The sequence below is a fragment of the Streptomyces sp. NPDC047853 genome (genome assembly GCF_043204535.1).
Taxonomy (GTDB): Bacteria; Actinomycetota; Actinomycetes; order Streptomycetales; family Streptomycetaceae; genus Streptomyces.
The window spans coordinates 387104-411913 of record NZ_JBIDCI010000001.1 but is presented as its reverse complement, the minus strand read 5'-3'; the positions used below and the strand labels follow the sequence as shown (position 1 = coordinate 411913).

The window sequence follows — 24810 nt, the reverse complement described above, 5'->3', positions numbered from 1 at the left end:
ACGGCTGCACGGCCCGCGGAGACCGCCACGTATCCCGGACGGCTGCACGGCACGCGGAGACCGGGTGAGGAGCCGTACCGCCGCCGACGCGCACCCCGCGCTCAGTCCGCTCGACGCAGTCCCGCGACGAGCAGTCCGACCAGCCTCCGGGCGTCGTACCGGGGGTCGTTCTCCGCGCCGATGCAGAGGTTGCCGACGCCGCGCATGAAGGCGATGGCCTCCAGGTCGTCGGTGCGGATCTCGCCGGAGACGGTCGCGGCGTCGAGTAGCTGGGTGCACACGGGCACGAGGCGGTCGATGAAGTAGGCGTGCAGCGCCTCGAAGCCGGCGTTGTCGGACTGCAGTACGGCGGCGAGGCCGTGCTTGGTGACGAGGAAGTCCACGAAGTGGTCGATCCACCGCACGAGGGCGGCGTAAGGGGTCGGGCTGCTCGCCAGTAGGGCCGGGCCGGCCTCGGCGCAGGCCTCCACCTGGTGCCGGTAGACGCCGATGATGAGGTCGGCGCGCGTCGGGAAGTGGCGGTAGATGGTGGCGGTCCCCACGCCGGCCCGGGCCGCGATGTCACGCACCGGCGCCTCGACACCCGACTCGACGAAGACCGCGGCGGCCGCGTCGAGCAGGGTCTCCTGGTTGCGCCGGGCGTCCGCCCGCCTGGGCCGGGCCGCGTGCTCCGCGGCCTCGTCGCCGTCCTTCACCACGTCGTTCCCTCCGCTGCACGGTTGCTAAACGGGACACCGTTCCGTATCGTAAAGCGGGACAGCGTCCCACTTGGACATCATGCCAGAGCACGGCCCCCGTCACCATCGGCATCCACGCTTCATGGGCATGCCCTCGTCATCTCAACGCCCGCATGGGCGCACGCATGAGCACATGCATCCAGACGCGGATGCACACCTGTGCCCGCAGGTCGCGCACCCCGCTTCCCTCACCCCGTCCCACCCACAACGGAGGACCACCGTCATGCAGTACCGCACCTTGGGCCGCACCGGCGTGCAGGTCAGCTCGCTCGCACTCGGCGCCATGAACTTCGGCCGTATCGGAGGCACCACCCAGGACGAGGCCACCGCCCTCGTCGACGCCGCCCTCGACGCCGGGATCAACCTCATCGACACCGCCGACATGTACGGCGAGGGCGAGTCGGAGGAGATGGTCGGCAAGGCCGTCGCCGGCCGCCGCGACGACATCGTGCTGGCCACGAAGGCCTGCATGCCCATGGGCGACGAGCGCAACCACCGCGGCGCCTCCCGCCGCTGGCTGGTCGCCGAGCTGGACAACAGCCTGCGCCGGCTCGGTGTCGACCACGTCGACCTGTACCAGATCCACCGCTGGGACCCCACCACCGCCGACGAGGAGACGCTGTCGGCGCTGACCGACCTGCAGCGCGCGGGGAAGATCCGTTACTTCGGCTCCTCGACCTTCCCCGCGTACCGCGTCGTCCAGGCGCAGTGGGCCGCCCGCGAGCACCGTCTGAGCCGCTACGTCACCGAGCAGCCCAGCTACTCGATCCTCCAGCGCGGCATCGAGAGCGACGTGCTCCCCGTGGCCGGGGAGTACGGCCTCGGCGTACTGGTGTGGAGCCCGCTGGCCTCGGGCTGGCTGTCCGGCGCGGTCCGCGCGGGGCGCGATGTCGCCACCCACCGCTCGGCGGTCCTGCCGGAGCGCTTCGACCTCTCGCTGCCCGCCAACCGGGCCCGGCTGGACGCCGTCGAACAGCTGGCCCGGGTGGCCGACGAGGCCGGCCTGACCCTGATCCAGCTCGCGCTCGGCTTCGTGACCGCGCACCCGGCCGTGACCAGCGCGCTCACCGGACCCCGCACCGCGGAGCACCTGCGCGCGCATCTGGCCGCCGCCGACACCGTGCTGTCCGCCGACGTCCTCGACGCGATCGACGCGATCGTCGCTCCGGGCACCGACCTGGCCGCGCACGAGAAGTTCGACACCCCGCCCGCGCTGCTCGACCCGTCCCTGCGGCGCCGCTGAACACCCGGGTCACGAAGGGCGCCCGGCGGCCGTAGCCGTCCCGCGTCCCGCCCGCTCCGTCAGGAACTCCTCCCACGTCAGCCGGCCCGTCAGGGCCCCCGCCAGCGCGAGGTTGGCCCCCGCCCGGTAGGCGCGGCCCGCCTTGCCCGGGATGCGGACCGGCAGGTGCGGGCGCCGGCGCCCGCCGTGGACGGCGCGGTACGACCGGGTCAGGGCGGCCAGGTCGAGGACCTCGGGGCCGGTCATGTCGGGGACCAGGCCCGACGGGGCGGCGAGGGTCAGTTCGGCGAGGCGGCCCGCCACCTCGCGCGAGTCGACCGGCTGGAGGCGCATTCCGCCCGGGACGGGGAGGACCGGCAGCTTCGCCATCTTCTCGACCATCGTCAGGGTCAGCTCGTGGAACTGGGCCGCCCGCAGCACCGTCCACGGGATGCCGGAGTCCGCAATCGCCCGCTCCGACTCCAGCTTGGTGCGCAGCCACGCCAGCGGCACGCTGTCGGCGCCCACGACCGAGATGTACACGAGGTGCCGCACGTCGGCGCCGGACGCGGCCCGCACCAGGGTGCGGGTCGCCTCGTCGTCGCCCTTGGGGCCGCCCGCCAGGTGCAGGACGGTGTGCACACCGTCGACGGCGGCGGCGACGCCCGCACCGGTCAGGAGGTCTCCGGTGACGTACGCGACACCGTCCGCGGCGGGGCGGGGGCGCCGGCTGAGGACCCGCACCCGGTGGCCGGCCGCCCGCAGCAGCGGGACGACGTGGCGGCCCAGGGTGCCCGTGCCGCCGGTGACCAGGAGGGGGGTGGTGGTGGACGAGGGGTACGTCATGGCTGCTCCCGGGGTCTGGGCGCCCGGACGGACAGGTGCGAGACCTGCCCACCCGGGCGTCCGCCGTCATGTCTACGGCGGTGTGACCCGCGGCGTCGCGGCCGTGTGACAGGAACGGGGAAGAGATTTTCCCGGCTTCCCCCGAGCCCGTGATCCGGTCAGATCGTCGCCGTGTCGATCACGAAGCGGTACCGCACGTCGCTCGCCTGGACCCGCTCGTACGCCTCGTTGACCTCGGAGGCGGCGATCAGCTCGATCTCGGCGCCGATGCCGTGCTCGGCGCAGAAGTCCAGCATCTCCTGGGTCTCCCGGATGCCGCCGATCATGGACCCGGCGAGGGTCTTGCGGCCGCCGAGCAGGGTGAACAGGTTGAGGGAGACGGGCTCCTCGGGGGCGCCGACGTTGACCAGGGCGCCGTCCGTCCGCAGCAGGCCGAGGTAGGCGCCGAAGTCGAGCGGGGCCGAGACGGTCGAGACGATCAGGTCGAAGGTGCCGTCGAGCTGCTCGAAGGTGGCCGGGTCGCTGGTGGCGTAGTAGTGGTCGGCGCCCAGCTTGAGGCCGTCGTCCTTCTTGCGCAGGGACTGCGACAGCACGGTCACCTCGGCGCCCAGGGCGTGCGCGAGCTTGACGGCCATGTGGCCGAGGCCGCCCATGCCGACGACGGCGACCTTCTTGCCGGGGCCGGCGTTCCAGTGCCGGAGCGGCGAGTAGGTGGTGACGCCGGCGCAGAGCAGGGGCGCGGCCTCGTCCAGCGCGATGCCCTCGGGGATGCCGAGGACGAAGTTCTCGTCGACGACGATCTTCTGCGAGTAGCCGCCGTAGGTGGGCTCGCCGTCCTTGCCGACGCCGTTGTAGGTCATCACGTTGCCGCCCGTGCAGTACTGCTCGTGGCCGGCCTTGCAGTTGTCGCACTCGCGGCAGGAGTCGACCATGCAGCCGACGCCGACGCGGTCTCCGACGGCGTACTTGGTGACGCCGGGGCCGACCTCGGAGACGATGCCGGCGATCTCGTGGCCGGGGACCATCGGGAAGATGGCCTCGCCCCAGCCCTCCTGCACCTGGTGGATGTCGGAGTGGCAGATGCCGGCGAACTTGATGTCGATCAGGACGTCGTGCTCGCGCACCTCGCGCCGCTCGATGGTGGTCCGCTCCAGCGGAGCCTTGGCGGCGGGTGCGGCGTATGCGGCGACAGTGGTCATGCCGGGTTCTCCGGAATTCCCGAGACGAGGTCTCGTGACGGCGGTCTGGGTGGTCCTTCCAGAGTGCCTCCGATCGGGACGTTCACCCAGGCCACGCCTTTGCGTACGACCGGCGTGCGTACCACTGGCAAGGACAGGCTCAGGTGCGTACGACCGGGAATACGAGCGGCAATACTGGAGAGCATGGATGGACAGCTGGACCGGCGTGCCGAACTGAGCGAGTTCCTGCGCACCCGGCGGGCCCGGCTGAAGCCGGAGGACGTGGGGCTGCCGTCGTTCGGGCGGCACCGCCGGGTGCCGGGCCTGCGGCGGGAGGAGCTGGCGCAGCTGGCCGGGGTGTCGGTGGCGTACTACACGCGCCTGGAGCAGGGCAACGGACGGAACGTGTCGGCGGAGGTCCTCGACGCGATCGCCCGGGCCCTGCGGCTGTCGGACGCCGAGCAGGCGCACCTGACGCACCTCGCGAAGCCCAAGCAGCAGCGCAGGCGGACGGCGGGCGCGCGGGCGCAGCAGCCGGTGCGGGTGGCGCTGCTCCAGCTGCTGGAGTCGATCGAGACGGTGCCGGCGTACGTGACGGGCCGGCGGTCGGAGATCCTCGCCTGGAACCGGATGGCGGCGGCCCTCTTCGGCGACTGGGGCAAGCTGCCCGCCGAGGAGCGGAACTGGGCGCGGCTGGTCTTCCTCAACCCCGACTACCGCGACCTCTTCGTGGACTGGGACCAGAAGGCGTCCGACATGGTGAGCTTCCTGCGCATGGACGCGGGCCGGCACCCGGACGACCCGAGGCTGTCGGCCCTGGTCGGGGAGCTGTCCGTGAAGAGCGAGGAGTTCCGGCGGCGATGGGCGACGCACGACGTGAAGGAGAAGTCCTACGGCGTCAAGCGGATGCGGCATCCCCTGGTCGGCGACCTGACGCTGTCGTTCGAGACGTTCCGCCTGGTCGACGACGAGGAGCAGGCGTTCGTGACGTACCACGCCGAGCCGGGCTCCCCGTCGGCGGAGGGCCTGCGCCTGCTGGCGAGCTGGGGGTCGGACGCGGCGGCGTCCCTGCCGAGGTGACCCGGCCGGGCGGGACGACCCGGCCGGAACCGCGAGGGCTCCGGCCGGGTCCTGGTGGTGGTGTCGCGGCCTACTTGCCGTAGTACGCGTCGTAGATCGAGATCAGCGACTCGTTCGACTTCTTGTCGATGATCTTGGCGCGGAAGGAGAGGGACTTCCCCTTCGCCGGGTTCTTGACGCTGATCTTCCCCTTCTTCACGGTGACCTTCTTCCAGGTCTTGCCGTGGTCGTAGGAGAGGTGCACGGTCAGGGACTTGAGGTTGCGGCCGGCGGCCGCGCCCTCGACGGTGACCGGGACGGTGACCGTCTTGCCCGCCGCGACCTTGCTGTCCAGGCCGGTGGCGGCGGCGAAGCGCGCGGTGGACGCGGGCAGCTTGGTGAGGGTGGTCGTCTTCTTGGAGCGGAACGTCCAGCTCGCGTCGATGCGGCTGGAGGCCGCGGCGACCTTGGCGGAGCGCTTGACGGACGTCGTCAGCCGGTACCCGGCGTCACCTGACGGGACCTTGAACTCGGCCTCGCCGAACAGCGGGTCCTTGTGGGAGCCGACCTTGGTGCCGTTGCGGTAGAGGGTGGTGGCGACGGACGTGAAGACCGAGGAGCCCGGGTGGCCCTTGCCGTCGGCGAAGAGCGGGAGAATCCCGGTGAGGGAGTCGCCGTCCCGGTACAGGCCCGAGTCCTTGGTGAGGCGCGGACCGAACACGGCGGTGTTGAACGTCGCCGAGTAGCTCTTGCCCGCCTTGTAGCGCTGGGCGGCGTCGGACACGTAGTCAGCCTCCAGCACCGGGAAGCCGTCGGCGTCCCGGCCTCCGTACTGCTCGAAGCCGAGGTCCCAGGTCACGCCGTTCCCGGTGGACAGGTGCAGGGTGCGGGTGCCGGGCAGAGCCTGCTCGATGCCGATCGAGGAGCCGCCCATGCCGCCGGGCAGCCAGCCGGTCGCGGAGATGGCACCCTTCTTGCCGCTCGCGGAGGCGCCGAGGCCGGCCTTGAGGGTGGCCAGCTCGCCGGCCTTGTAGTGCCGGGTGTAGCCGGTGGCGAGCTGCTGGACCGGGCCGCCGGTGACGGTGTCGTACTGCTCCTTGGCGCCCTTGGTCCAGTGCGCGTCCCACTGCTGGCTGAGCGAGCCGTCGGTGGTGCGCGGGCCCAGGTGCTTGGTGCGCAGCCCCTTGTACGAGTCCAGCCACCAGCCGTAGCTGTAGGAGTTGCCGGACGCCTCGACCGTGTAGTCCGCCGACACGAACGCCGACTTCGCCGCCTTGTCCGGGACGGTGACGTTCACGGGCCGGGCGGTACGGGCGTCCAGGGTGACGGTGGTGTTCTTCGTGACGCTCAGCTTGGGCTGGGCGATCCAGTCGGCGCCCTTCCACACCTCCGGGTCACCGCTCACGTGGATCGAGGAGTTGAGGATGTAACCGCCCTTGGGCACCCGGACGGTGACGGTGCCGTCGGCCTCGTACGGCGTGAGCCACGTGTCCGTGGCGAGGCCCGAGACACCGGTCAGGTCGGTCTCGTAGTGCGCGGTGGGCCGGCCGTCGCGGCCGAGCGCCTTCAGGGTGACGTCGTACGACTCCACCTCGCGTTCCACGGCGGCGGCGGTGCGGACGGTCTGCCCGCCGCCGGTCGCCGTGACGTACGCCGCGTAGGCGCCGTCGACCGTGCCGCCGAGCCTCGTGTTCGCGGTGAGGGCCACGGAGGCCCTGCCGCCCGCCGGGACGGTGACCGAGCCGGCGCCCAGCTTGAAGAAGCCGGCGGGGGCCGCCTTGCCCTTGGGGTCGGTGGCGGTGGACGTCAGCTTGAGCGTGACGGCCTCGGTGCCGAGGTTGCGGTAGGTCAGCTGCTTGCTGACCGGCTTGTCGTCGGTGTGCGGCCACTGCTGGGTGCCGAAGGTGAGCGACACCGGGTCGGCGATCACGGTCTGCTTGACGGCCTTGTCGACCTGGATGCGGCCCGAACCCTGCTGGAAGGGTGTGTACGCGCCGCCCTTCGCCGACCCCGTCAGCGCGCCCTTCAGCTCGGCGGACGTCCAGTCGGGGTGCTGCTGCTTCAGGAGGGCCGCGGCGCCCGCGACGTGCGGGGTCGCCATCGACGTACCGGAGATGGTGACGTATCCGGCGGGCTTCTCGCCCTCCTCCCGGGCGATGAGGCTGCCCTTGGCGGAGGCGGCGGTGATGTCGACGCCGGGGGCCGTCACGTCGGGCTTGACCGCGCCGTCCAGGCCGGGGCCGGTGCTGGAGAAGGGGGCGAGCCGGTCCTTGTCGTCGACCGCGCCGACGGTGAGGGCCGCCGCGGCGCTGCCCGGCGAGCCGACGGTCCGGTCGCCGAACTCGCCCTCGTTGCCGGCGGCGATGGCGAAGAGGATGCCCTTCTCCGCGGAGAGCTTGTTGACCTGCGCTTCGAGCGGGTCGATCGCCGGGGTGTCGCCACCGCCGAGGCTGAGGTTGACGATATCGGCGCCCTGCTCGGCCGCCCACTCCATGCCGGCGAGGATGCCGGAGTCGTCGCCGAAGCCGTCGTCGCTGAGCACCTTGCCGTTGAGCAGCTGGGCGCCGGGGGCCACGCCCTTGTACGTGGCGCCCGCCTTGGCGCCGGTGCCGGCCGCGATGGAGGCGACGTGCGTGCCGTGGCCGTACCTGTCGGTGGCGTCGGTCGAGACGGAGAAGTTCTTCTCCGCGACGACCTGGTTCTTCAGGTCGGGGTGGGTGGCGTCGACGCCGGTGTCCAGTACGGCGATCTTCACGCCCTTGCCGTCGTAGCCGGCCGCCCACGCCTTCGGGGCGCCGATCTGCGGGACGGACCGGTCGAGGCTGGCCCGGCGGACGCCGTCGAGCCACACGTGCGCGATGCCGGCGGCCGTCCTCTCGCCGTCGGTCACCGCGTCCCACAGCTCGGGCGCGTCCTCGTGCGGGGTCTGCACGGCGTCGGCGTTCAGGGACGCCAGTGTGCGGCGCAGGGTGCCCGCCTCGCGGACGTCGGCCTTGGTGGCCCCCGCGGTGCCCCGGTAGCCGACGATGACCTTCAGGCCGTTCCGCTGCGCCTTGCGGGTGGCGGCCCTGCTCAGTTCGGTGACGTCGAAGAGGCGCTGGTCCAGCTTGCCGGTGGCGACCAGACGGGCCGCGTCGGCCGGGACGACGAGGGTGTGCCCGCCTGCCCTGCGGACCTGGACGGGTATGTGCTCCCGCCCCGCGGCCCGTTCCAGTCCGACGACGCGGCCCTTGGCGTCCACGACGACCCGGTCGCCGGTGATCAGCGTGACCCGGTGCCTGGCCGCGCCGGAGGCGGCCGGTGCGGCACCGGTCCTCGCCGGGGACGCGGTCCGCGTCCCGTCCTCGGAGGCCGGCGTCCGGTCCCCGGCCGCCACGGCCGGGCTGGTCAGGCCCGCCGTGAGGGCGACGGCCGCCGCCGTGGCGACGGTGGCCGCGCCGGCCCTGTTCACATGTCTGCGCAACGTTCCCCCTTGCGGAAGTACCGGGAGAATTCCCCGTTCACCCGGCCGGGGGCGGTCTCGCACGCGCGTGCTCCCCCCGGAACTCGGAGTATGCCGAGGGGAGATCATCCGCTCAACGGTTCCGCGGAAGGTGGGCAAACCGCCGGGCCGTCGTAACGGGGCCGCGCGAAGTCCGTTACGTGGTCTACGGGTTGGCGCGACTACATGGTCGACGGGTTGGCGCGGCCCGCCGGCGAACCAGGGGCCTGCCCGACCCTTCGCGCCGAGGACGGGACGCCGCGCGACGCCGGGCGCCCGCCGCCCCCCGGTGGGGAGCGACGGGCGCCCGGTGCGAAGTCGCGTGGGACCGCGGGCCGTTCGGCGTCACACCGCCGGACCGCCGTCCGTCAGACCGCCGAACCCGCCTTCCACTGGGCCCAGTCCATGTTCCAGCCGTTGAGGCCGTTGTCCGGGGCGATGGTCTTGTCGCCGGTGTTCTGGACGACGACCACGTCACCGACGATGGAGTTGTCGTAGAACCAGGCACCCGGCGTGTTCGGGTCGCCGGCGCCCTTGGCGTCGGCCAGACCCACGCAACCGTGGCTGGTGTTGGCCTGGCCGAAGATCCCCTTGCCCCAGTAGTTGCCGTGGATGAAGGTGCCGGAGGTGCTCAGCCGCATGGCGTGGGGCACGTCCTTGATGTCGTACTCGCCCTTGCCGTCGTCGTCGGTGAAGCCGACCGTCGATCCGTCCATCCGGGTCTCCTTGTACTTCTCGGAGATCACCATCTGACCCTCGTAGGTCTTGTTCTCCGGCGAGCCCGCGGAGATCGGGATCGTCTTGACGGTCTTGCCGTCCTGCGTGACCTTCATCTGCTTGGTCTTCGCGTCGACGTACGAGACCTGGTTGCGGCCGATCTTGAAGCTGACCGTCTTCTGCTGGACGCCGTAGACACCCTGGGCGCCCTCGACACCGTCGAGCGCCAGCTTGAGGGTGACGGTCGCGCCCTCCTGCCAGTAGTCCTCGGGGCGGCAGTCCATGCGCTGGGTGCTGAACCAGTGGCAGGCGACTTCCTGGCCGCTGGTGGTGTTGACCGTGATGCCCTTCTGGACGGCGGCCTTGTCGGTGATCTCCTTGTCGAAGTTGATCGACACGGGCATGCCGACACCGACGGTCTTGCCGTCGTCCGGGGTGAAGGTGCCGATGAAGCTGTTCTTCGGGGAGACCGTGGTGAACGACGCGTTCTCGTGGGCGGCGCGGCCCTCGGAGTCCTGCGCGGTCGCCGTCAGCTTGTAGGTGGTGGCCCGCTCCAGCTGGCCGGTGGGCTTCCAGCTCGTCTTGTCGGACGATATCCGGCCGCTGACCTCGGTGCCGTCCGTGGCGGTCATCTTCACCTGGGTGAGCGTGCCCTTGCTCACGGTGACGCCGGCCGAGTTGTTGATGGAGGCGTTGTCCGAGCCGTCGTCGGGGGTGATCTTGATCTGAGCCTCGGACGACTCCTTGGCCGCCGCCGCGTCGGCCTCGGCCTGCGAGGTCCTGTCCCCACCACCGGAGGTCTCGGCGTCGCTGCCCGAACAAGCCGAGAGCACCAGCACACCGCCGAGCAGTGCGGACGCGGCCGCCAGGCCCTTGCGCCGCTTACCGTCCGTCATCACACGCTTCTCCATCGTTGCCGATTCCGGAAACCCCGAGATTCCCCGTCAGGACGTTCAACGCTACGACCGGTTCGTCCCGTTCCCCATCGCTGCCCGGTGTGGGGCATGCCACGTTTGCGCCGAGGCGGACGGTGGCGTGCGACGGGAGGGCGGGTCGTGCGCGCCCCCTGAGACGACGAAACCCCGGGCGGTGGTTGCCGCCCGGGGTCAGAAGTTTTCCCACACCGCGTCAGCCGACCGTCATTTCCTCGTCTTCCGGGTCGTTCTCGTCGCCATCATCCTCGCCGAGGTCCCACTCGGGCGAATCGGGGTCGTAGTCGATCTGCTCGCTGCTCCAGGAGGCCTGCTGGAGTTCCACCCCGGGCACCGCGCTGACCAGGTCGAACGGGTCGACGAGGTGGGCCAGCGCCTCGGCGGTGTCCTCCGTCACGGCGCGCTCGGCCTGGGCGCGTTCCCCGTCGGGCAGGTCGGCGTCGTCGGCGAGCGCCTGGAGCGCGGCCCCCGTGACGGCCTCCTCGTCGTCGATCGCGAGGACGAGGTCGACGCGAACCCGTACAAAGCGTGATGTCTCTGGAGTGCTCATGTCCGGAGCGTAAGGCCGGCCCCTCCCGTGACTTTCCCGTGACCCGCGCCTTTCACTAACATCTGCCCACACGGCCAATTCGCCAGCGCCACAAGGGGATCGATATTCCGTGTCATCCGCTCGCCGTCCGTTGCTGACCGCCGCCGCCGCGGGGGGTCTGCTGTGTGCCCTGTGGTTCGTCCCGTCCGCGAACGCGACACCCGACACGCAGGTACTCCAGTCCGCCGCCGCGACCCCGTCTCCGCAGGTCACCGAGCAGGCCAGAGCCGTATCCACGGGTACGGCCGCCTCCGGCGAGGGCACCACCCGGCTGGCCGACACCGGCAGCTTCGACAGCACTCCGTACGTCGTCGGCGGCGCCCTCTGCCTCGGTCTCGGGGCGGGCTTCGTGGGCTACTCGGTGCGTCGGGAACGCCTCGACTTTTGAGGAAACTTGACGTTCTTTTGGCGTTCTTGACCGTCGGGAGACGGTGAGTCCGCCGCGAGTACGCACACGGGAGAGGGGCCCCGTCCTCCCGGCGGGGCCCCTCTTCACGTCCGGCCCGGTCAGCGCAGCGGCCCGGTGACCGTCTCCGCCGCCGCGACCAGGTGCCCGCCGCGCACGAAGGCGTCGGCCGCGGCGAGGTCCGGCGCCAGGTAGCGGTCCGGGCCGGGACCCTCGACGCCGGCCGCCCGTACGGCGTCGATGACGGCCTGCGAGGCGGGCGCGGGGGTGAGGCCCTCGCGGAGCTGGATCGCGCGCGTGGCGGCGTACAGCTCGACGGCGATCACGCGGGTCAGGTTGTCGACGGCCGTGCGCAGCTTGCGCGCCGCCGACCAGCCCATCGACACGTGGTCCTCCTGCATCGCGGAGGAGGGGATGGAGTCCGCCGAGGCCGGTACGGCCAGCCGCTTCAACTCGCTGACCAGGGCGGCCTGCGTGTACTGGGCGATCATCAGGCCGGAGTCGACGCCGGGGTCGTCGGCGAGGAACGGCGGCAGGCCGTGGCTGCGGTTCTTGTCCAGCAGCCGGTCGGTGCGCCGCTCCGCGATGGAGCCGAGGTCGGCGACGGCGACGGCGAGGAAGTCCAGGACGTAGGCGACCGGGGCGCCGTGGAAGTTGCCGTTGGACTCCACCCGGCCTCCCTCAGTGCCGAAGGCCTGGGAGGTACCCCCGGGCAGAACCACCGGGTTGTCCACGGCCGACGCCAGTTCGCGCTCGGCGACCAGCGTCGCGTGGGCCAGGGTGTCGCGTCCGGCGCCCGCGACCTGCGGGGCGCAGCGCACCGAGTAGGCGTCCTGCACGCGGGGGGCGTCGTCCTGGTGGTGCCCGGTCAGGCCCGAGCCCTTGAGCACGGCCAGCATGTTGGCGGCGCTCGCGGCCTGCCCGGGGTGCGGGCGGATGGCGTGCAGCTCGGGCGCCAGTACCCGGTCGGTGCCGAGCAGGGCCTCCATGGTCAGGGCGGCGGTGACGTCGGCGGACTTGTAGAGGGTGTCGAGGTCGGCGAGGGCCATGACCAGCATGCCGAGCATGCCGTCGGTGCCGTTGAGCAGGGCGAGGCCCTCCTTCTCGCGCAGCTCGACGGGGGCGATGCCGTGCTCGGCGAGCAGCTCGCCGGCCGGCCGCACGGTGCCGTCGGGGCCCTCGGCGTCCCCCTCCCCCATGAGGGCGAGCGCGCAGTGCGAGAGCGGGGCGAGGTCGCCGGAGCAGCCGAGGGAGCCGTACTCGTGCACGACCGGGGTGATCCCGGCGTTGAGCACGTCGGCCATGGTCTGCGCCACCTCGGGCCGGACGCCGGTGTGCCCGGAACAGACGGTCTTCAGCCGCAGGAACATCAGCGCGCGGACCACCTCGCGCTCGACGCGCGGACCCATCCCGGCGGCGTGCGAGCGCACGATGTTGCGCTGGAGCTGAGCCCGCAGTTCCGGGCTGATGTGCCGGGTGGCCAGGGCGCCGAACCCGGTGCTCACGCCGTACACGGGGTCCGGCTTGGCGGCCAGCGCGTCCACGATCTCGCGGGCCGCGGCCAGGGCGGCCACCGCCTCGTCGGAGAGCTCGACCCGGGCGCCGCCGCGCGCCACGGCGAGGACGTCGGACGCGGTGACTCCGGTGGTCCCCACCATCACACTGTGCATATCCATATTCAGGAGCGTACGCACTGAATTCGATGATGTCACGAGGGGGTAGGTCACCACCGGGCACCGGTTTCGCCCCTTACCGCGTCCGCCTCACGGCGAGTGCCGCCCCCGGAACCGCCTGCGCTCGCCGTCCTCCTCGCGGGAGGGCTCGTCCGCGAGCCGGACCACGGGGTCGTCGGGTCCCTCGCGGCCGGCGACGACCGGTCCCGCCGACCGTTCGGCCTTGGCGCGGTACTGGGCCGCGTCCGCGAGCCGGAACAGCCGCCGGGCGGAGCGCACCGGCCCCACGGGGTCCTCCGTGGACGCCACCCCGCATGCCACGCCCTCGCCCAGCTCCAGCTCGCCCGCCCGGCGGCACAGCTCCTCGGCCGCCTTGACCACGGCGTCGGCGGCCGGCCCGACCGCGAGCAGGCAGAACTCGTCCCCGCCCAGCCGTGCCGCGAGCGCCCCCGGCAGCATCGCCCCGCACAGGGACAGCACCGACCCGAAGCGCTCCAGGAGCCGGTCCCCGGCGGCATGCCCGTGGGTGTCGTTCACCTGCTTGAGGCCGTTGAGGTCGCACACGAGGAGACTGACGACCACGTCCTCCCTGCGGTGCCGCTCGACGGCCTCGTCCAGCGCGGAGTCGACCGCGCGGCGGTTGGCCAGACCGGTGAGCGCGTCGGTGTAGGCCAGCCGCCGGACCTCCTCCAGCCGCTCGGTCTGCGCTATCCCGGCGGCCACCACCGAGGCCAGCACGGTGGCGAAGTCGGCGTCGGCCCGCTCGAAGACCCGCTCCCCGACCGGGCGGGCGACGTACAGCTCGCCCCAGGCCCGGCCGTGCAGCACGATCGGCGCGACCACGCAGCAGCCGCGTCCGCGGCGGCGCAGGGCGGCGACGCGCTGGTGGACGTAGCCCGGTCGCCCGGCGGCGGGCCCTTCGGCGGTCTCGACCCAGGCGTCGGGCTCCCCACCGCCGGCCCAGCGCTCGTGCAGGAACTCGGTGATCTCCGCGAACTGGTGCACCGGATAGGACTCGTCCTCCGGGAACTCCTCCTCGTCCTCGGCCCGCCGGCCGACGTTCACCAGGACCCGGAGCCGGCCCAGCTCGCGCTCCCACACGGACAGCGCGGCGAAGCTGCCGCCCAGCGCCTTGCACGCGCCGACGGCGGCCGCCCGCCACGCCTCGCGCGAGCCCTGCGCGGCGGCCATGCCCTGCGCCAGCGCCACGACGGCCGCGAGCCGACTGTCCTCACCCATCGCTCCAGGCTAGGGAGATTCAGGGAGAAACGTCACTCAAGCAGGGCGAAAGGGTCGCCGGGCCGTATCCCTCGCCCGGCGTAAGTCTCGCCAGGCCGGGGCTACTCCCCGGGCCACCGCGGGGCGCGCTTCTCGTTGAACGCCGCGACCCCCTCGGCCCGGTCCCCCGAGAACGCCACCGACCGCCACGCCGCGTCCTCGACCTCGAGACCGGCCCGCAGGTCCAGCCCGTGCCCGAGCCGCAGCGCGCGCTTGGCCGCCCGCAGGCCCACCGGCGAGTTGGCGGCCATCCGGGCGGCCAGCTCCAGCGCCTCCTCCCGGTCCCGCCCCTCGTCCACCAGCTGGTCCACGAGCCCCAGCTCACGCGCCTCCGCGGCCTCCACCCGCCGCGCCGTGAACACCAGCTCGGCCGCCCGCGCCGCCCCCACCCGGCGCGGCAGCAGCTGCGTACCGCCGCCGCCCGGAATCACCCCGACCGACACCTCGGGCAGCCCGACCACCGCCGTGGGGTCGGCCACGATCACGTCGCAGGACAGCGCCAGCTCGAAACCGCCGCCCAGCGCGAACCCGTGCACGGCGGCGACCGTCGGCACCGGGAGTTCCAGCACCGCGGTGTAGGCGCCCCGCGCCACCGGCCGCTGGCGCAGCAGGTCGGCGTCGGAGAAGGAGTTGCGCTCCTTGAGGTCGGCCCCGACGCAGAACGCCCGCTCGTGTGTCGAGGTCAGCACCACCACCCGCACGCTCCGGTCCTCGCCCAGCGCCGCGCACGCCGCGCGGATGGACCGGGCCATCGCGGTCGAGACGGCGTTCATGGCCTTCGGCCGGTCGAGCGCGAGCTCCGCGACATGTCCGTCCGTGTGCCGCCGCACCAGGACGAACTCTCCGAACCGCTCCTCGCTCATGACACCCTCCGGTTAACGCGGGTTAACAACTGGACCGCCCGATCATCGCAGGCGGACCCGCACGGGGAAAGGCCGGGCGCGTCCGTTTCCCGGAGCACCCCGCTTACCCGTTCGAGTGACATCCGGCCGACCGTCCCGCCTCCGCGGACGGCAGCACATAGCGTCGCCCCGCCGCACCGCGACGGGGACGCGTGCGCACCGGGGAGGGAACATGACGACGACCGGCACACCGACGGATCAGCGGTACGGACGGAGCCGCCGCGGCAGGCACCGCCGGCCCCGCCCGCGCGGGGCGATGGTCGCGGCCGGCGGCCTGGCCCTCGCGGCCGGCACCCTGGGCCTCGTACACCTGCTGGCCGAGCCCGGCGGGGACGACGCGCATGGGTTCGGTGCCGAGGCCGGGCCCCGCGTGGAGACGGAGCACGCAGGGGGCACCACGGCCGACCGGACGTCCCCCGCCGCGAGCACAGCGGGCCCGCCGCGGGTGAGTCCGTCGGCGACCTCGGCCATGGGCGGCCTCGGCGCGTTCCCGGCCCCGGGACTCATACCGGGGCCGGACGGGGGCACGCCCTTTGCCGCATTCCCCTCCGGGACGACCCCAACGGACGCTTCGGGCTCGTCGCTTTCTTCGGGTTCGTCGGGCTCGTCGGGGACAACGGGCTCCTCGGACGTCCCCGGCTCGTCGGACGTCCCCGGCTCGTCGGGCTCCTCGGTCGACGAAGCGGGCCCGCCCGCTCAGGCACCGCCGCCCCGGTCCTCCCCGCCGCCCCGGCCGGGAGCGCCCGCACCGCGCCCCACACCCGACCCGCCACCCGGTCGCGGCACGCCCGCGCCGGGCCACGACCACCCGGACGGCCTGTGCGTGCCGGTCATCGGCCTGTGCGTGGACCTGCTCGGCGGCAACCGCTGACGGGCGCCCGGGGACACGAGGCCGACGCCCCCGTCAGGACTCCCCGTCCTCGCTCCGCCGCGTGAGCAGCCACGGTTCCACCACGCCGAGGCCGCGGACCGGCCGCTGCCACATCGGCTGGAGCGCGAAGCGGTACGCCGGCGGCGCCTCGCCCTCCTTCTCTGCGGCGGCGGCCTCCTCGGCCGCCACGGCCTCCGACTCGGGGGCGTCCCGCGTACGGACCAGCTCCTCGGCGAGGGCCGAGTCGACGAGGACGGCGTCCCGGGGAGCTATCGACGTGAGCCGGGAAGCCAGGTTGACGGTCGTGCCGAAGACATCGCCCATCCGGGTGGTCACCGTGCCGAAGGCGATGCCCACGCGCAGTTCCGGCATGGTCTCGTCGTTCGCCATCGTCTCGACGAGGAGCAGCGCGATCTCGGCGGCCGTACCGGCGTCGTCGGCCGCGTAGAGCACCTCGTCGCCGAGGGTCTTGATCAGGCGCCCACCGCGTGCGGCGACCAGGTCCGCGGCGGTGGTCTCGAAGGCCTCGACCAGCTCGCCGAGTTCCTCCTCCTCCATCCGACGGGTCAGCCGGGTGAAGCCGACCAGGTCCGCGAAGCCCACCGCGAGCCGCCGGTCGACCATCTCCTCGTCGTCACCGGCCTGCACGACCCGGCCGGCCGAGGCGGCGAGCTGGCGCCGCCACACGTAGACGAGGAACTCCTGGAGCTCGGGCAGGAGCAGCTCGACGATCGGGTACGTCACCTCGGTGCGCGTCATCCCCGGCTCCGGCGGCTCGGTGAGCCCCTCCAGGAAGGAGTCGATCTGCCACTCGGCCAACCGGGCGGTGGTCTGTCCCGTGGACCGGGCCACCTGCACCGCCATGGCCTCGCTGAGCAGCCCCGCCTCCACCAGACCGGCCAGCCGCCGCAGCGCGAGGACGTCGGCCTCGGTGAGCGCCTTGGCCTGGCCGATGTCGGCGAAGCCCATGGCCCGCCAGAAACGGGACGCCAGTTCCATGGACACGCCCGCGCTGCGGGCGGCCTGGAAGGGGGTGTAGCGGCGCTCGGCGCCCAGGATGAGCCCTTCCAGGCGCAGCGCGAGCGGGTCCTCGCCGGAGTCGGCGGAGTCCGGGTCGGGCTCGGGGTCCACCCGGCCGTCCCCGTCCGCGCCGGAGCCCGTGTCGTCGACGGTCACGCCTGCTGCCCTTCCGATCTGCCGCGGTCAGGTTCGACCGGCCCCAACTTTACGTCAGGTGTGCCCCAGCTCACTCCGTCACGCGGAGTCCGCGGTGGCACCCCGGCGCCGGCGGGGCGGGCGCGTTCACGCCGGTCGCAGATGCACGATGTCCCCCGCCCCCACCGGCTGCTGCACGCCGGTCTCCGTGGCCAGCACCAGCCGCCCCTCCCCGTCCACGGCCACCGCCTCCCCCACGAGCGCCCGGTCTCCCGGAAGCTCCGCCCGCACCATCCTCCCCAGCGTCGCGCAGCCCGCCGCGTACGTCTCGTGGAGCCCGCTGGCCGCCGGGTCGCCCCCGGCCGCGCGCCAGCGCCCGTACCAGTCCTCCAGCGACCGCAGCACGCCCCGCAGCAGCGGGTCCCGGTCGGTGTTGACCGCCCCGGCCAGCGCCAGCGACCCGGCCCTGGGGACCGGCAGCTCGTCCGCCCGGAGGGTGACGTTGACGCCGACGCCGACGACGACCCCGGCGTCGCCGGCCCGCTCGGCCAGGATGCCGCCCGCCTTGCGCTCCTCGTCGCCGACCGTGACCAGCAGGTCGTTGGGCCACTTCAGCGCCGTGTCGACACCCGCGGTCCGGGACAGCCCGGTCGCCACGGCCACGCCGGTGAGCAGCGGCAGCCAGCCCCAGTGGGTGAGGGGGACCTCGGCGGGGTTCAGCAGCACGGAGAAGAAGAGCCCGGAGCGGGCGGGTGCCGTCCACTGCCGGTCGAGGCGTCCGCGGGCGGCCGTCTGCTCCTCGGCGACCAGCACCGCGCCCTCGCCCGCCTCCCCCGCGGCGGCACGGGCCACGAGGTCGGAGTTGGTGGAGCCGGTGCGCCGCACCACGTCCACCTGCCGCCACAGCCCGTCCTCCCGCACCAGCCCCCGGCGCAGGGCCGTGCTGCTGAGGGGCGGCCGGCTCAGGTCGGACCAGGGGCTGCGCGAGGGGTCGGAGGCATCTCGGGGCGTCATGCAACCCACCCTAGGTGTGGGAAACACCGCACTGCCGATCGGAAGGCCCCCCACTACTCTACGAACGAGTAACCGTCCCCCCTTTTGAGCAGGCAGGGAGCCGCATCCCGATGTCCGAGCCGGAAGAGCAGCAGCCCGACATCCACACGACCGCGGGCAAGCTCGCGGACCTCAGGCGCCGTATCGAGGAAGCGACACACGCCGGTTCGGAACGCGCCGTCGAGAAGCAGCACGCCAAGGGCAAGCTGACGGCCCGTGAGCGCATCGACCTCCTGCTCGACGAGGACTCCTTCGTCGAGCTGGACGAGTTCGCCCGGCACCGCTCCTCCAACTTCGGCCTGGACGCCAACCGCCCCTACGGCGACGGCGTCGTCACCGGATACGGCACGGTCGACGGCCGTCCGGTCGCCGTCTTCTCGCAGGACTTCACCGTCTTCGGCGGCGCGCTGGGCGAGGTCTACGGCCAGAAGATCGTCAAGGTCATGGACTTCGCCCTGAAGACCGGCTGCCCGGTCATCGGCATCAACGACTCCGGCGGCGCCCGCATCCAGGAGGGCGTGGCCTCCCTCGGCGCGTACGGGGAGATCTTCCGCCGCAACACGCACGCCTCCGGCGTCATCCCGCAGATCAGCCTGGTCGTCGGCCCCTGCGCGGGTGGCGCGGTGTACTCGCCCGCGATCACCGACTTCACGGTGATGGTCGACCAGACCAGCCACATGTTCATCACCGGCCCCGACGTCATCAAGACCGTCACCGGCGAGGACGTGGGCTTCGAGGAGCTGGGCGGCGCCCGCACCCACAACTCCACCTCCGGCGTGGCGCACCACATGGCGGGCGACGAGAAGGACGCCGTCGAGTACGTCAAGCAGCTGCTGTCGTACCTGCCGTCCAACAACCTCTCCGAGCCGCCCGCCTTCCCGGAGGAGGCGGACCTCGCCCTCACCGACGAGGACGCCGAGCTGGACGCGATCGTCCCGGACTCGGCGAACCAGCCGTACGACATGCACAGCGTCATCGAGCACGTCCTCGACGACGCCGAGTTCTTCGAGACGCAGGCGCTGTTCGCGCCGAACATCCTCACCGGCTTCGGCCGCGTCGAGGGCCGCCCGGTCGGCATCGTCGCCAACCAGCCGATGCAGTTCGCCGGCTGCCTGGACATCACGGCCTCCGAGAAGGCGGCCCGCTTCGTGCGCACCTGCGACGCCTTCAACGTCCCCGTCATCACCTTCGTGGACGTCCCCGGCTTCCTGCCCGGCGTCGACCAGGAGCACGACGGCATCATCCGCCGCGGCGCCAAGCTGATCTTCGCCTACGCCGAGGCCACCGTCCCCCTGATCACGGTCATCACCCGCAAGGCCTTCGGCGGCGCCTACGACGTCATGGGCTCCAAGCACCTGGGCGCCGATCTCAACCTGGCCTGGCCCACCGCCCAGATCGCCGTCATGGGCGCACAGGGCGCGGTCAACATCCTGCACCGCCGCACCATCGCCGATGCCGGTGACGACGCCGAGGCCACCCGCGCCCGCCTGATCCAGGAGTACGAGGACACCCTCCTCAACCCCTACACGGCGGCCGAGCGCGGTTACGTCGACGCCGTGATCATGCCGTCCGACACCCGCCGCCACATCGTCCGCGGCCTGCGTCAGCTGCGCACGAAGCGGGAAACCCTTCCCCCGAAGAAGCACGGCAACATCCCCCTCTGAGTCCTGCAAGGAGCCGCTGTGACCATCAAGGTCGTACGGGGCAACCCGACCCCCGAGGAGCTGGCCGCCGCCCTGGCGGTGGTCCGCGCCCGCGCCGTGGCGGCGGAGGAGGAGCCGTCCGGCGCCCGGGGACCGCGCGACGCGTGGTCCGACCCGTCGCGCATCGCGTCGGCCCACCTGCCGCAGCCGGGCCCCGCGGCTTGGGGCCGCACCTACTGGCCGGGCTAGGGACCGCCGCCCAGGGGCGCGGGGCCCGGTCGCCGTGCGGCTCCGCCGCGCGGGCGCACGGCGGAGGAGACTCCGCGCCCCTGGAATCCGCGCCCTCGGCAGGCGCTGCCCCGGAATGAGTACCCGTACTCACGCGCCGCCCCCTCAGCAGGCCGCACGCTGGTGGAATGCTGTGGTCCGATCCCGAGAACGAGCCGCCCGAGGAACTGCGCGACATGCAGAACAGGCTGCGGCGGCTGAGCGTCTTCCTGGCGCTGGCGATGGTTCTCGCGATGATCGTCATCGGGCTCGGATAGCGCGGGCGGTCCGCCCGGCACCGCCGATACGCTGGACGGCATGACAGATCAGCAGCCGCGCCGCCGCCTCGTCCTCGCCTCCCAGTCCCCGGCCCGGCTCGGGCTGCTGCGCCAGGCCGGGCTCGTCCCCGAGGTGCTGGTGAGCGGCGTGGACGAGGACGCGGTCACCGCGCCCACCCCCGCCGAGCTGGCCCTCGCCCTCGCCGAGGCCAAGGCCTCCGTGGTGGCCGCGAAGCCCGAGGTGCGCGGCGCCCTGGTGATCGGCTGCGACTCGGTGCTCGACCTGGACGGACAGGCCCTCGGCAAGCCGGCGGACGCCGAGGAGGCCACCGCCCGCTGGAAGGCGATGCGCGGCCGGGCGGGCACCCTGCAGACCGGCCACTGCGTCTGGGACACCGCCTCCGGCCGCCACGTCTCGGCGACCGCCTCCACCGTCGTCCGCTTCGGCGAGCCGACCGACGCGGAGATCGCCGCCTACGTCGCCTCGGGCGAGCCCCTCTACGTCGCCGGGGCCTTCACCCTGGACGGCCGCTCGGCCCCGTTCATCGAGGGCATCGAGGGCGACCACGGGAACGTGATCGGGCTGAGCCTGCCCCTCCTGCGCCGCCTCCTGGCCGACCTCGGGGTCGGCATCACGGAGTTGTGGGCGCCGGTGGCGGGCTGACGGGGGCGCCGTCGCCGCCCTTGCCGTCCTCGGGCCCGCGGGCCGCCGGTGCACCGGCAGCGGGCCCGGTCCGGGTGTCGTAGGTCATCAGCAGCAGCACGATGAGGGCCAGCACCAGGACCATGAAGAGGAAGGCGTGCCAGCCCACCAGCCCCCAGCCGAAGGCGCCGAGCAGCGCGTGCACCACGGCCGCGCTGACGAGCAGCACCCGTCCGACTCCGGCCGGCGGGCGGTCCCGCACCGCCACGAGCAGGGCCACCAGCCCGCACAGCGCGAAGTAGAGCCCGAAGACGACTCCGCCGATCTTCGAGGACACGGACATCATGTCCGGGTCGAGACTGGCCAGGGACATGTCCTGGCGGTCGACGACGATCCCGAGGAACCAGTTCAGCGCCGCGACGCCGACCGCCTCCACGAAGAGCACGACCGCCACGGTCCACGCCACCGGCCTGCGCACTGTCACCGGTCCCCACCCACTTTCGACCGCTGCCGCACGGGACAGCTGTTACCCCAAGTACGTCCGAGACATCCGGCACGTTACTAACGGGTAAACCTCGCGACAAGGGGTCTGGCGCGGGCAAAGAATCATTGGGCCATTCGTAGGGACTCCACAAAGAAACGGAGTGGCCCGCAGCACCCTCTTACAGAGACCTTGCCCACACAGGAGGGCTAGGGTTTGCCCGAGGAGTGCCGTGTTTCGCGGCACTACAAGGGATTTCGCGGGTCGAGTGAGCCTCGAATCACGCTCCGTGTGGGCAAGCTCACCATTGGGGACGGGTCGAAGTGCCGTGTCGGCAGTCCCTAAACTCGGCTTGTTTCAAGGAGGGAGCCTCAATCGTGCGCAAGGTGCTCATCGCCAACCGTGGCGAAATCGCTGTCCGCGTGGCCCGGGCCTGCCGGGACGCCGGGATCGCGAGCGTGGCCGTCTACGCGGACCCGGACCGGGACGCCCTGCATGTCCGCGCCGCTGATGAGGCGTTCGCCCTGGGTGGTGACACCCCCGCGGCCAGCTATCTGGACATCTCCAAGGTCCTCAGAGCGGCGAGCGAGTCGGGCGCGGACGCCATCCACCCCGGGTACGGATTCCTCTCCGAGAACGCCGAGTTCGCGCAGGCGGTCCTGGACGCGGGTCTGACCTGGATCGGCCCGCCGCCCCACGCCATCCGCGACCTCGGCGACAAGGTCGCCGCCCGCCACATCGCCCAACGCGCCGGCGCCCCCCTGGTCGCCGGCACCCCCGACCCCGTCTCCGGCGCCGAGGAGGTCGTGGCCTTCGCCAAGGAACACGGCCTGCCCATCGCGATCAAGGCCGCCTTCGGCGGCGGCGGACGCGGCCTGAAGGTCGCCCGCACCCTCGACGAGGTCCCCGAACTCTACGACTCCGCCGTCCGCGAGGCGGTCGCCGCCTTCGGCCGCGGCGAGTGCTTCGTCGAGCGCTACCTCGACAAGCCCCGCCACGTGGAGACCCAGTGCCTGGCCGACACCCACGGCAACGTGGTCGTCGTCTCCACCCGCGACTGCTCCCTCCAGCGCCGCCACCAGAAACTGGTGGAGGAGGCCCCCGCACCCTTCCTCTCCGAGGCGCAGCTCGATGAGCTGTACGCGTCGTCCAAGGCGATCCTCAAGGAGGCCGGCTACGTCGGCGCCGGCACGGTGGAGTTCCTCGTCGGCATGGACGGCACGATCTCCTTCCTGGAGGTCAACACCCGCCTCCAGGTCGAACACCCCGTCACCGAGGAAGTCGCGGGCATCGACCTGGTCCGCGAGATGTTCCGCATCGCCGACGGCGAGGAACTCGGCTACGACGACCCCGTCCTGCGCGGCCACTCCTTCGAGTTCCGCATCAACGGCGAGGACCCCGGCCGCGGCTTCCTGCCCGCCCCCGGCACCGTCACCGCCTTCGCCCCGCCCACCGGCCCCGGCGTCCGCCTGGACGCCGGCGTCGAATCCGGCAGCGTGATCGGCCCCGCCTGGGACTCCCTGCTCGCCAAGCTCATCGTCACCGGCCGCACCCGCAAGGAAGCCCTCCAGCGCGCCGCCCGCGCCCTGGAGGAGTTCCAGGTGGAGGGCATGGCCACCGCCATCCCCTTCCACCGCGCCGTCGTCCGCGACCCCGCCTTCGCCCCCGAGCTGACCGGCTCGACCGACCCGTTCACGGTCCACACCCGCTGGATCGAGACCGAGTTCGTCAACGACATCAAGCCCTTCACCGCCGTCGCCGACACCGACACCGACGAGGACACCGGCCGCGAGACCGTGGTCGTGGAGGTGGGCGGCAAGCGCCTGGAGGTCTCCCTGCCCTCCAGCCTGGGCATGTCCCTGGCCCGCACCGGCCTTGCGGCCGGCGCCAAGCCCAAGCGCCGCGCGGCGAAGAAGTCCGGCCCCGCCGCCTCCGGCGACACCCTCGCCTCACCCATGCAGGGCACCATCGTCAAGATCGCCGTCGAGGAAGGCCAGGAAGTCCAGGAAGGCGACCTGATCGTCGTCCTGGAAGCCATGAAGATGGAACAGCCCCTCAACGCCCACAAGGCCGGCACCATCAAGGGCCTGGGCGCCGAAGTCGGCGCCTCCGTCACCTCCGGCGCCGCGATCTGCGAGATCAAGGACTGAGCGCCCGTACGACACGACCGGGGCGCCCGGCGGACCGATCATCCGGTCCGCCGGGCGCCCCGTTTCGGTGCCGGGCCTCGACGGACCGCGCGGTGGCTCAGCGTCGGCGCAGATCCGCGACCCGCGCCCGGTCGGCTCCGGGGTTCTGCTCCCCCAGGGCCGCGGCCGAACGCAGGCCCGCCGCGGCGCCCGGGACCTGTCGGCGCGGCCCCGGCAGCGGTACGTCCCGGCGCTGCTGGCGCGCTGGGGCAGGTTCACCGCCCGCCACCGGGGCCACCGGCGCTCCCGGGGCCCCTGCCCCACCCCCCGACGCTCCCGCCACCGCGATCTGCACGCCCTGGTCGGCCAGCGCCTGGAGCTCGGTGCCGGCACGGTCGTCGTGGGCGGGCGGCTCGTCCGTGACCAGGCGGGTGATGACGTCCGTGGGCACGGTCTGGAACATGGTGTCGGTGCCCAGCTTGGAGTGGTCGGCGAGGACGACGACCTCGGCGGCCGCCTGCACCAGCGCGCGGTCGACCGACGCCGACAGCATGTTGGACGTGGACAGGCCCCGCTCCGCCGTCAGCCCGCTCCCGGACAGGAAGGCCTTGGAGACGCGCAGCCCCTGGAGGGACTGCTCGGCCCCCGACCCGACGAGCGCGTAGTTGGACCCGCGGAGGGTGCCACCGGTCATCACGACCTCGACCCGGTTGGCGTGGGCGAGGGCCTGGGCCACCAGCAGCGAGTTGGTGACGACGGTCAGCCCGGGCACCCGCGCGAGCCGGCGCGCCAGCTCCTGCGTGGTGGTCCCGGCCCCGACCACGATGGCCTCGCCCTCTTCCACGAAGCCCGCGGCGAGGTCGGCGATGGCCGTCTTCTCGGCGGTCGCGAGATGGGACTTCTGCGGAAAGCCGGATTCTCGCGTGAATCCGCCCGGCAGTACCGCACCGCCGTGCCGGCGGTCGAGGAGTCCTTCTGCCTCCAGTGCGCGCACGTCCCGCCGTACGGTCACTTCGGAGGTCTGGACGACGCGGGCGAGCTCACGGAGCGACACGGCTCCGTTCGCTCGCACCATTTCGAGGATCAATTGGCGACGTTCTGCAGCGAACACGAAACTGACAGTAACCCCAACGACCGTCTGCTTTCAGCAGTATGCGCCGAATAACAGAAGTTGTTCGCATGGCACACCCGGAGGTGGTATACGCGCCTACTCCGGCCGACTATGCCGCCCGCACACGCCGCGACGCACCGTGACCACGGACGGTCGACT

The 24810-nt window shown here is 72.6% G+C and carries 22 protein-coding genes; 9 read left to right on the top strand and 13 right to left on the bottom strand.

Annotation, left to right across the window (positions count from 1 at the left end):
* Positions 1–101: 101 nt before the first annotated feature.
* Positions 102–695 (bottom strand): TetR/AcrR family transcriptional regulator, encoded by a 594-nt coding sequence (locus tag ACGF5T_RS01985; protein ID WP_356604716.1) that lies wholly within the window; start codon positions 693–695, stop codon positions 102–104.
* Positions 696–960: 265 nt separating this feature from the next.
* On the opposite strand from ACGF5T_RS01985, the gene ACGF5T_RS01980 reads away from it, so the two are divergent.
* Positions 961–1980: an aldo/keto reductase gene (locus ACGF5T_RS01980; RefSeq protein WP_366766034.1), complete on the top strand. Its 1020-nt coding sequence runs from the start codon at positions 961–963 to the stop codon at positions 1978–1980.
* A gap of 9 nt (positions 1981–1989) precedes the next feature.
* On the opposite strand, the gene ACGF5T_RS01975 is transcribed toward ACGF5T_RS01980, so the two are convergent.
* A complete protein-coding gene (locus tag ACGF5T_RS01975; RefSeq protein ID WP_366766033.1) occupies positions 1990–2805 on the bottom strand; it encodes an NAD(P)H-binding protein in 816 nt (271 codons plus the stop codon).
* A gap of 158 nt (positions 2806–2963) precedes the next feature.
* Positions 2964–4004: an NAD(P)-dependent alcohol dehydrogenase gene (locus tag ACGF5T_RS01970; RefSeq protein ID WP_356604019.1), complete on the bottom strand. Its 1041-nt coding sequence runs from the start codon at positions 4002–4004 to the stop codon at positions 2964–2966.
* Between the two features lie 183 nt (positions 4005–4187).
* On the opposite strand from ACGF5T_RS01970, the gene ACGF5T_RS01965 reads away from it, so the two are divergent.
* A complete protein-coding gene (locus ACGF5T_RS01965; protein WP_356604017.1) occupies positions 4188–5063 on the top strand; it encodes a helix-turn-helix transcriptional regulator in 876 nt (291 codons plus the stop codon).
* 70 nt (positions 5064–5133) lie between these two features.
* Here the strand turns inward: ACGF5T_RS01965 and ACGF5T_RS01960 are convergent, their stop codons facing one another.
* The 3 genes from ACGF5T_RS01960 to ACGF5T_RS01950 form a co-directional block, all read right to left on the bottom strand.
* Complete coding sequence (locus ACGF5T_RS01960) at positions 5134–8505, bottom strand: S8 family serine peptidase (protein ID WP_366766032.1); 3372 nt, start codon at positions 8503–8505, stop codon at positions 5134–5136.
* A 386-nt stretch (positions 8506–8891) separates the two neighbouring features.
* Positions 8892–10136, bottom strand: coding sequence for an Ig-like domain-containing protein (locus tag ACGF5T_RS01955; protein ID WP_356604013.1), 1245 nt, complete (start codon positions 10134–10136; stop codon positions 8892–8894).
* Positions 10137–10368: 232 nt separating this feature from the next.
* Positions 10369–10722 (bottom strand): hypothetical protein, encoded by a 354-nt coding sequence (locus ACGF5T_RS01950; protein ID WP_356604011.1) that lies wholly within the window; start codon positions 10720–10722, stop codon positions 10369–10371.
* A gap of 109 nt (positions 10723–10831) precedes the next feature.
* Here ACGF5T_RS01950 and ACGF5T_RS01945 point away from each other — a divergent pair, with 109 nt between their 5' ends.
* A complete protein-coding gene (locus tag ACGF5T_RS01945; protein WP_356604009.1) occupies positions 10832–11149 on the top strand; it encodes a hypothetical protein in 318 nt (105 codons plus the stop codon).
* Between the two features lie 119 nt (positions 11150–11268).
* Here the strand turns inward: ACGF5T_RS01945 and hutH are convergent, their stop codons facing one another.
* From hutH to ACGF5T_RS01930, 3 genes are all read right to left on the bottom strand, one after another.
* Positions 11269–12837 carry a histidine ammonia-lyase gene (gene hutH / locus ACGF5T_RS01940; RefSeq protein WP_356604714.1) on the bottom strand — a complete coding sequence of 523 codons (1569 nt, stop codon included), beginning with the start codon at positions 12835–12837 and terminating at the stop codon, positions 11269–11271.
* A 93-nt stretch (positions 12838–12930) separates the two neighbouring features.
* Positions 12931–14079 (bottom strand): diguanylate cyclase domain-containing protein, encoded by a 1149-nt coding sequence (locus ACGF5T_RS01935; RefSeq protein ID WP_356604007.1) that lies wholly within the window; start codon positions 14077–14079, stop codon positions 12931–12933.
* Between the two features lie 101 nt (positions 14080–14180).
* Positions 14181–14981 carry an enoyl-CoA hydratase-related protein gene (locus ACGF5T_RS01930; protein WP_356604005.1) on the bottom strand — a complete coding sequence of 267 codons (801 nt, stop codon included), beginning with the start codon at positions 14979–14981 and terminating at the stop codon, positions 14181–14183.
* Positions 14982–15192: 211 nt separating this feature from the next.
* Between ACGF5T_RS01930 and ACGF5T_RS01925 the strand changes: the two genes are divergently transcribed.
* The gene (locus ACGF5T_RS01925; RefSeq protein WP_366766031.1) at positions 15193–15891 is read left to right on the top strand and encodes a hypothetical protein; all 699 of its coding nucleotides are present in this window, start codon (positions 15193–15195) and stop codon (positions 15889–15891) included.
* Positions 15892–15924: 33 nt separating this feature from the next.
* Here the strand turns inward: ACGF5T_RS01925 and ACGF5T_RS01920 are convergent, their stop codons facing one another.
* Positions 15925–17067: an adenylate/guanylate cyclase domain-containing protein gene (locus ACGF5T_RS01920; protein ID WP_366766030.1), complete on the bottom strand. Its 1143-nt coding sequence runs from the start codon at positions 17065–17067 to the stop codon at positions 15925–15927.
* A 126-nt stretch (positions 17068–17193) separates the two neighbouring features.
* A complete protein-coding gene (locus tag ACGF5T_RS01915; RefSeq protein ID WP_366766029.1) occupies positions 17194–18060 on the bottom strand; it encodes a biotin--[acetyl-CoA-carboxylase] ligase in 867 nt (288 codons plus the stop codon).
* Positions 18061–18170: 110 nt separating this feature from the next.
* Here ACGF5T_RS01915 and ACGF5T_RS01910 point away from each other — a divergent pair, with 110 nt between their 5' ends.
* The 4 genes from ACGF5T_RS01910 (at position 18171) to ACGF5T_RS01895 (ending at position 20951) form a co-directional block, all read left to right on the top strand.
* On the top strand, positions 18171–19763 hold the full coding sequence (locus ACGF5T_RS01910) for an acyl-CoA carboxylase subunit beta (RefSeq protein ID WP_356603997.1): 1593 nt from the start codon (positions 18171–18173) through the stop codon (positions 19761–19763).
* A gap of 18 nt (positions 19764–19781) precedes the next feature.
* Positions 19782–19991: an acyl-CoA carboxylase epsilon subunit gene (locus ACGF5T_RS01905; RefSeq protein ID WP_356603995.1), complete on the top strand. Its 210-nt coding sequence runs from the start codon at positions 19782–19784 to the stop codon at positions 19989–19991.
* Positions 19992–20158: 167 nt separating this feature from the next.
* A complete protein-coding gene (gene mmpB / locus ACGF5T_RS01900) occupies positions 20159–20287 on the top strand; it encodes a morphogenic membrane protein MmpB (RefSeq protein WP_356603993.1) in 129 nt (42 codons plus the stop codon).
* A gap of 40 nt (positions 20288–20327) precedes the next feature.
* Complete coding sequence (locus tag ACGF5T_RS01895) at positions 20328–20951, top strand: nucleoside triphosphate pyrophosphatase (protein ID WP_356603991.1); 624 nt, start codon at positions 20328–20330, stop codon at positions 20949–20951.
* Here the strand turns inward: ACGF5T_RS01895 and ACGF5T_RS01890 are convergent.
* Positions 20920–21414, bottom strand: a complete 495-nt coding sequence (locus ACGF5T_RS01890; RefSeq protein ID WP_366766028.1) for a hypothetical protein — start codon at positions 21412–21414, stop codon at positions 20920–20922. The genes ACGF5T_RS01895 and ACGF5T_RS01890 overlap by 32 nt on opposite strands.
* A 374-nt stretch (positions 21415–21788) precedes the next feature.
* Here ACGF5T_RS01890 and ACGF5T_RS01885 point away from each other — a divergent pair, with 374 nt between their 5' ends.
* Positions 21789–23561, top strand: coding sequence for an acetyl/propionyl/methylcrotonyl-CoA carboxylase subunit alpha (locus tag ACGF5T_RS01885; protein WP_392886559.1), 1773 nt, complete (start codon positions 21789–21791; stop codon positions 23559–23561).
* A 97-nt stretch (positions 23562–23658) separates the two neighbouring features.
* Here ACGF5T_RS01885 and ACGF5T_RS01880 read toward each other — a convergent pair whose 3' ends face one another.
* Positions 23659–24651, bottom strand: a complete 993-nt coding sequence (locus ACGF5T_RS01880) for a DeoR/GlpR family DNA-binding transcription regulator (RefSeq protein WP_356612947.1) — start codon at positions 24649–24651, stop codon at positions 23659–23661.
* Positions 24652–24810: the final 159 nt, after the last annotated feature.